Raw genomic sequence first — 7,088 nt, 5'->3', positions numbered from 1 at the left:
GTCTGACATCTGCGGTTTCTGTATCGATCGAAGACTTATGCAATTCAAGTCTATTTTTTTGGCAATGCTCCGAGTTCACTTATTATCATAAAAATATGTTTGACTTTATCAGACACAAACAAAATTTTTTAAACGCTACTGAGGGCTGGAATGACGAGAAATGGAGCAATCTGAATCATAATCCATTCGTGATTTCTTCCCCAATTCTTCAAGATTGTCACGTTAAGAACTGTCGCTTAGTTGAAAGTCGGGCGAAAATGTTGGAATATCTGCCGAAAAATAGTGTGGTGGCTGAGGTTGGAACTCAATACGGGCGCTTTGCTGAGATGATTTATTCTATTACACAACCCCAAAAACTGCATCTCATAGATTATAGTTTTGATTTGTTTAAACAAGAGTTAAGTCAACCAGAAAATAGTCTATTACAAAACGGGATAGAACAGGGAAATGTCGAGCTTCACGAAGGCGATTCTTCGACAATTTTAAGCAGCTTTCCTGATGAATATTTCGACTGGATATATATCGATGCCGACCACGCCTATGAAGGTGTCTGCAAAGATATTCAGCAAGGTTATCCTAAAGTTAAGCCCGACGGTATGATGGTTTTTAACGATTACACGAATTGGTCTGTAGGCGAGTTCATACCTTACGGTGTGGCGAAAGCAGTTAATGAGTTTTGTATTGCGAATAACTGGGAAATAGTATTTTTTGCCCTTCAGTCTCTAGGCTATCACGATATTGCACTCAAGAAAAATACCGGGGAAAAGGAGGTGCGGATTCAGTTACAGGAGGCTAAGTCAGAGTTGCAGGGTTCGCAAGCTCGGATGCAGCAGCTTGAGTTAGAGTTGGAACAGGCTAAAAGATCGATCGACTTTATGGAAAACGATAAATTTGGGAAATTGCGATCGCAGTGGATGAAAATCAAACAAATATTCTCCTAGCCCCGCCGGATTGCCAAATCTAAAATCTCCAATGGTATTGTCCCCCTGAAGCTGGTTTTTGCGTTAAATTCGATCGACATCAGCCTGAGATTTAAAGTATCACGTATGGAAATAGGCGTCCCCAAGGAAATCAAGGATTTAGAGTTTCGAGTTGGACTGAGCCCTACGAGTGTCCGGGCTTGTTCGGACAAAGGCCACACAGTTTTCGTCGAAACGAATGCTGGGGCTGGGGCTGGTTTCGCCGATGAGGACTACATTCAAGCCGGGGCGAAGATTGTCTCGAAGGCTTCAGATGTCTGGAATCGGCAACTAATTGTTAAAGTTAAGGAACCGCTAAGAGCTGAGTACCCGCTGATTGAAAAAGAGCAGTTGCTATTTACATATTTGCACTTAGCAGCCGATCGCACATTAACCGAGCACTTAATCAGCAGCGGAGTCCAAGCCATCGCCTACGAAACTGTCGAACTCCCGGACAGGAAATTGCCCCTGCTGACGCCAATGAGCATTATTGCAGGCCGTTTGGCCGTGCAGTTCGGTGCTCGGTTCCTGGAACGGCAGCAAGGTGGCAGAGGCGTGCTTTTGGGGGGCGTACCGGGGGTAACACCGGGCAAAGTTGTGATTTTGGGCGGCGGAATCGTCGGCACAGAAGCAGCCCGCATTGCTGTAGGAATGGGCGCTAGGGTGCAGATTTTAGATGTAAGTGTCGATCGACTCGCTTATTTAGAAACTCTATTCGGTTCCAGAGTAGAATACCTCTACAGCAGTCCTTTGCAAATAGAAGCAGTTGTTCCCGATGCTGACTTATTGATCGGCGCAGTTTTAGTCTTAGGAAAAAGAGCTCCGGTGCTACTTTCGCGTGAATTTGTTGCCAAAATGCAGCCCGGTTCTGTGATTGTTGACGTAGCCGTTGACCAAGGTGGCTGCGTGGAAACTTTGCGAGTAACTTCTCACACAAATCCTACCTATGTAGAGGAAGGAGTTGTGCATTACGGCGTCCCAAATATGCCGGGTGCTGTGCCTTGGACTGCAACTCAAGCTTTGAATAATAGCACTTTGCCCTATGTTTTGCAGTTGGCCAATCACGGAATTAAAGCTTTAGAAATGAATCCGAGTTTGGCGAAGGGATTGAACGTACAGAATCACCGACTGGTGCATCCGGCTGTGCGTGAGGTTTTCCCCGATTTGGCGGATTAAATCTAAATCCTGTAGGGTGCGTCAGATCCTAGCTTCTCAATTATTAATAAACTAACGCTCTTCTGACGCACCCGACTCGATCAATTTTAGATTTTGGATTCAGCTAATAAGCTGTACAGCATTTAAATTGTATATTTCAATTCCTTCGGACGATCTGCCTATTTCCTCCTCTCCCACAGCCACATATCATACATCAACCCCTCTGTCAATCCCCCCTAAAAAGCCATTAAGTTATGTAAATTTATTTGTTTTCGTAGTGTCAACAAATTGGGCTTTTTGATAAAAAATGACTAAAAATGGCAACAGATTTAACGGCAAGATTAGGCTTTGAGGCTCTAAATTTCAATTGGTCATAACAAGCCTAAAGTACCATATAGCAAGATATTAGCCAAACCCAATAGAATCGTCAAGTAAATGAGAATAAAGTCAATAAATAGGCTTTTTTGAAGTTTTGTAACGCGCGAAAAAAAGTTTGACTCATACAAATTTTAAAATTAGGCAAGTAGAGTAATTTGTGCAAATTATTGCCGACAGAGAGCAGAATTTAAATTTAATTGCCAAAAAGACTTGACAGACGCGCAAACATAGTGCACTGTAGTAATTCGTGACCGATGCGGAACTGGCGGAATTGGTAGACGCGCATGATTCAGGTTCATGTGGTGCAAGCCTTCCGGGTTCAAGTCCCGGGTTCCGCATTCCAAAGGCAGGAAAAAGTTTGGGGTTAACCCGATACAGGCAATTAACCCCATTCCCTCTGCTGAATTAAAGAACAATGCTCACAAGTATTCAAAACCCCCTAGTCAAAGAAGTCCGCAGGCTGCACAGCTCGAAGGGACGCAGGGAACAACAATTATTTTTACTCGAAGGGACGCACTTGCTCGAAGAAGCTTGCGCCGCCAAACACCCGCTAGCAACAGTTTGCTGTACTCCCGAATGGCTGGAACAGCACGGGAAACTTTGGGATAGAATTGTTGGTTTAGCCGATCGCACAGAATTAGTCAGTGCCAAAGTCTTAGAGTCGATCGCTACCACAGTCCAACCTGACGGGATTATCGCCACCGCACCTCGCACCGCCACAGTCCCCGCAGAAATCTCAACTTTAGGTATAGCCTTAGAAACCATCCAAGATCCCGGGAACTTGGGGGCGATCGTCCGCACCGCCGCTGCTGCTAATGCCGACGGCTTGCTGCTGAGTTCAGACAGCGCCGATTTAGACCATCCCAAGGTGCTGCGCGCCTCAGCAGGAGCTTGGTTTAAGCTGCCAATAGCAGTCACTTCTGATTTGACCGCCGAAGTCTCCGGGTATAAAAATCGGGGAATGCAAATTTTAGCAACCGTCGCCGACGCCAGTTTAACTTATTGGGAAGTTGATTTGCGAGTGCCGACTCTGATCGTTTTGGGCAACGAAGGTTCTGGTTTGTCGCCAGAATTGAGAAGTTTGGCCGATCGACAAATCCAAATCCCCCTCGGCCGCGGCGTAGAATCTCTCAATGTGTCGATCGCCTCCGCCCTGATCTTGTACGAAGCTCAGCGTCAAAGAAGTCATTAGTCATTGGTCATTGGTCATTGGTCATTGGTCATTGGTCATCAGCTTTGCCCTGAGCGACTTGTGAGCCAGCGTAGCCGAAGCCGGTCGTTGGGTCATCAGGAAAGCCGTCATCAGTGCTGTCCTCGCTCCCGAACACGATCGTCAGTCATCAGTCATTATCTGTAGGGCGGGGCGGGTGCATCAATATCTGTAACTTCAAATTCATGATTTGAAAAAGTTTCACTTGCGCTGTGGAAAAAGCATCAAATCCTGCCATCTCCCCCTGTCCCCCTCTTCCCCTCTCCTCATTTCCCCCTCTGACATTTAGCTGGAACAGACAGAAGCCTCACGTCCATAATCTTTGATTTGGCGTGAGATGAATGGCGTGTTAATTGCAGCGCGATACCTGAACTATGTTTGACGAGAGACGGTATCAGCGCTGCAATGAACCAACTCTCAGATATCACGACGTTGATTCTCTAATCAGCCTCTTAATTGCGTTAGACAAACTGACACCCCATGAATCAGCCAGCTTTTCTAGCTTCTCTCGTTCAATATCATCTAGATAGACTGGTAACGGTTTTTTCTTGGTCATACACTGATAATACTATTAACGTGCTATCATTATAGTATCACATTGATGACGCAGAAATGAGAACCGCTTACCAGTACCGTTTACGTCCCACTTCCGACCAAATCGCCTCAATGGGTGAATGGTTGGAATTATTGCGTAGACAATACAACTATCGTTTGGGTGAGCGGTTCAACTGGTATGAGCAAAATCGATGTGACATCCATGCGTGTCCGATGATTTGCTACTTGCCAGAGTTGAAAGACAATCCTGATTTCTATTCTCAGAAGCGGGATCTGGTGAATTCCAAAGCGCTGTTTCCCGAGTACGCAGAGATTCACTCTCAAGTGTTGCAAGACTGTATTGCGCGGGTGAAGAAAACGTTTGACCGATGGTTGAAAGGAGATTGCAACGGCAGAAAGTCAGGGAAGCCACGATTCAAGGGACAAGGGCGATATCGCTCATTTACGTTCCCTCAGATGAAGCAAGATTGCATTGCGGGTAAGTTCATCAAATTACCCAGTTTTGGCAATATCAAGCTGATTCAGCATCGCCCGTTACCCGATGGATTCAAGATTAAGACTGCCACAGTCACCCGTAAAGTTGATGGTTGGTATGTGGTTCTGAGTCTTGAAGATGCTTCTGTACCCGTTCTCAGTCCTGATGCTCCAGTGATGGAAAATACTATCGGGATTGATATGGGCTTAAAGTCGTTTCTCACCGACGATTCGGGTGAAGAGGTTGCAATCCCGCAGCACTACCGAAAAGCAGAAAAGCGACTGAAACGATTGCAGCGCTCACTTTCTCGCAAAAAGAAAGGCTCAAATCGCCGCAAGAAAGCGATTAAGCGAGTCGGTAAGGCACATCTGAAAGTCTCGAATACTCGCAAGGATTTTCATTACAAAGTCGCGAAAAAACTTCTGTCTCAAGGTAAGCACGTCGCACATGAAAAGCTAAACATCAAAGGACTCGCTAAATCGAGATTGGCGAAATCGGTAAACGATGCTGGATGGGGTCAATTCCTGCAAATTCTCTCAATTCCCGGCTGAAAGAGCCGGATTGCTCACGATTGCGGTGAATCCAAACGGTACATCTCAAGACTGCTCAAACTGCGGGGTCAAAGTCAAGAAAGCACTCTCTCAACGGTGGCACTCATGTCCCAATTGCGGATGTAGCCTTGACCGTGACCACAATGCAGCAATCAATATCAAACACAGAGCGGTAGGGCATTCCGTTCTTAAAGCTCAGGCACTCGGCCGATGCAATAGCAGGGGTCACTGAGAAGCCTACACTGTATGCGTCAGCATCAGTGTAGGAGTATGTCACCGCATTTTGTTTAACATGATGCAACTGCAAAGCTTGTTTGCGGGTACTCTCGTAGCAACAGTACAGGCTTCCATGAAGTAAATGTGAAGAAATGTAGCCAACTGCTCTCAGAAATGTTAAGATTCTTAACATAAGTAGCATTGTGAACCCCCAAGCAAAACCTAACCTGAGAGGGTTCTGACTGGGAGTAGCAACTAGCTACGATAAAAATAAGCCTCTTTAAATGGAAGAAAAGCGCAAGTCCCCGCCCGCTTTCCTTCCCAGCTAAAGCTAGAGGTTTGCTACGCCGCAAACCTTTAGAGGCACAGATACTCAGCGGGAAAAGCTCATGAAAACTCTTAAGTCCTCAGATACAGATTCTGTTCGCGCTTACTTGCGGGAAATCGGTCGCGTTCCGCTGTTGACCCATGAGCAAGAAATACTCTACGGGAAACAGGTACAGCGCTCAGCCGCACTGCATCAGGAAAAAAATATTTTAGCCGAAGAGTTAGGCCGCGACCCGACGGCGGCTGAATGGGCACAGACAGTCGGGCTGTCTGAGGAACAGTTGCAGCGGACGATCGACCACGGGGAAAGGGCAAAGCGCCACATGGTGGAAGCTAACCTGCGCCTGGTAGTATCTGTTGCCAAAAAATATATCAAGCGCAATGTAGATTTACTCGATCTCATTCAGGAAGGTACGATCGGGATGCAGCGGGGAGTAGAAAAATTTGACCCGACTAAGGGCTACAGATTTTCAACTTATGCTTATTGGTGGATTCGTCAGGCAATTACTCGGGCGATCGCCGAAAAAGGTCGCACCATCCGCTTACCGATCCACATTACCGAAAAGCTCAACAAAATAAAAAAGGCTCAGCGCCAGCTAGCTCAGCAGCTCGGCCGCGCGGCTACTGCTGCTGAATTGGCGTCAGAGTTAGATTTGACTCCCAAGCAAATTCGCGAATATCTCGATCGCGCGCGCCTGCCACTTTCGCTGGACTTGCGCGTGGGAGACAATCAAGATACTGAGTTGGGCGATTTGCTCGAAGATACGGGTACTACCCCGGAAGATTTTGCCCTGCAATCTTCCCTGCGGACTGACTTAGACCACCTGATGGCGGAACTTACCCAGCAACAGCGAGAAGTCCTCGCCTTGCGGTTCGGTTTAGAAGACGGGCAAACCTTAACTTTGGCCAAAATAGGCGATCGTCTGAATATCAGTCGGGAACGGGTGCGGCAAATAGAACGGGAAGCTTTGACCAAACTCCGCAAGCGCAAGCAAGATATCAACGATTATCTTGCCAGCTAGGTCAACAGTTGACAGTTGACAGTTGACAGTTGACAGTTGAGGGCGAAGTGATCAGAACGGAGATTTAAACTCCGTTCTGATCACAATCTGCCGACCTGAGTAAGGGCTTCAAACCCCTGGTATTCGGTGATTGGCGATCGGTCCCAAATGCCCGATCGCGCAATCCCCGTTCTTCAATCGTAAAAACCGCCGCCTTTAATTCGGTTGTGCTCACTCGGTTGTTAGGACTGTCCTGCTACA

The 7,088-nt window shown here is 46.8% G+C and carries 6 protein-coding genes and 1 tRNA gene; all 7 read left to right on the top strand.

Going from position 1 to position 7,088, the window contains the following annotated elements; genetic code table 11:
* On the top strand, positions 1 to 941 hold a 941-nt coding region (locus QT974_RS28505), incomplete at its 5' end, for a class I SAM-dependent methyltransferase (RefSeq protein WP_333471756.1).
* Between the two features lie 105 nt (positions 942 to 1,046).
* Positions 1,047 to 2,135 carry an alanine dehydrogenase gene (gene ald / locus QT974_RS28500; protein ID WP_333471755.1) on the top strand — a complete coding sequence of 363 codons (1,089 nt, stop codon included), beginning with the start codon at positions 1,047 to 1,049 and terminating at the stop codon, positions 2,133 to 2,135.
* 613 nt (positions 2,136 to 2,748) lie between these two features.
* Positions 2,749 to 2,830: transfer RNA gene (locus tag QT974_RS28495), tRNA-Leu, on the top strand.
* A gap of 77 nt (positions 2,831 to 2,907) precedes the next feature.
* Complete coding sequence (locus QT974_RS28490; RefSeq protein ID WP_333471754.1) at positions 2,908 to 3,684, top strand: TrmH family RNA methyltransferase; 777 nt, start codon at positions 2,908 to 2,910, stop codon at positions 3,682 to 3,684.
* Between the two features lie 630 nt (positions 3,685 to 4,314).
* Complete coding sequence (locus QT974_RS28485; RefSeq protein WP_333471753.1) at positions 4,315 to 5,283, top strand: RNA-guided endonuclease InsQ/TnpB family protein; 969 nt, start codon at positions 4,315 to 4,317, stop codon at positions 5,281 to 5,283.
* Entirely contained in the window at positions 5,237 to 5,515 is a 279-nt protein-coding gene (locus QT974_RS28480; RefSeq protein WP_333471752.1) for a transposase, read from the top strand. Before QT974_RS28485 ends, QT974_RS28480 begins: the two co-directional genes overlap by 47 nt.
* A 373-nt stretch (positions 5,516 to 5,888) precedes the next feature.
* Positions 5,889 to 6,848, top strand: a complete 960-nt coding sequence (locus QT974_RS28475) for an RNA polymerase sigma factor, RpoD/SigA family (protein WP_333471751.1) — start codon at positions 5,889 to 5,891, stop codon at positions 6,846 to 6,848.
* Positions 6,849 to 7,088 lie beyond the last annotated feature (240 nt).

The organism is Microcoleus sp. BM001215392 (genome assembly GCF_036700185.1).
Taxonomy (GTDB): domain Bacteria; phylum Cyanobacteriota; class Cyanobacteriia; order Cyanobacteriales; family Microcoleaceae; genus Microcoleus.
The sequence above is the reverse complement of the archived record's forward strand: the minus strand, read 5'-3'. Positions and strand labels throughout refer to the sequence as shown.

Coding starts and splice junctions, on each gene's coding strand:
- ald (WP_333471755.1), top strand. CDS start 1,047: ATGGAAATAGGCGTCCCCAAGGAAATCAAGGATTTAGAGTTTCGAGTT.
- QT974_RS28490 (WP_333471754.1), top strand. CDS start 2,908: ATGCTCACAAGTATTCAAAACCCCCTAGTCAAAGAAGTCCGCAGGCTG.
- QT974_RS28485 (WP_333471753.1), top strand. CDS start 4,315: ATGAGAACCGCTTACCAGTACCGTTTACGTCCCACTTCCGACCAAATC.
- QT974_RS28480 (WP_333471752.1), top strand. CDS start 5,237: ATGCTGGATGGGGTCAATTCCTGCAAATTCTCTCAATTCCCGGCTGAA.
- QT974_RS28475 (WP_333471751.1), top strand. CDS start 5,889: ATGAAAACTCTTAAGTCCTCAGATACAGATTCTGTTCGCGCTTACTTG.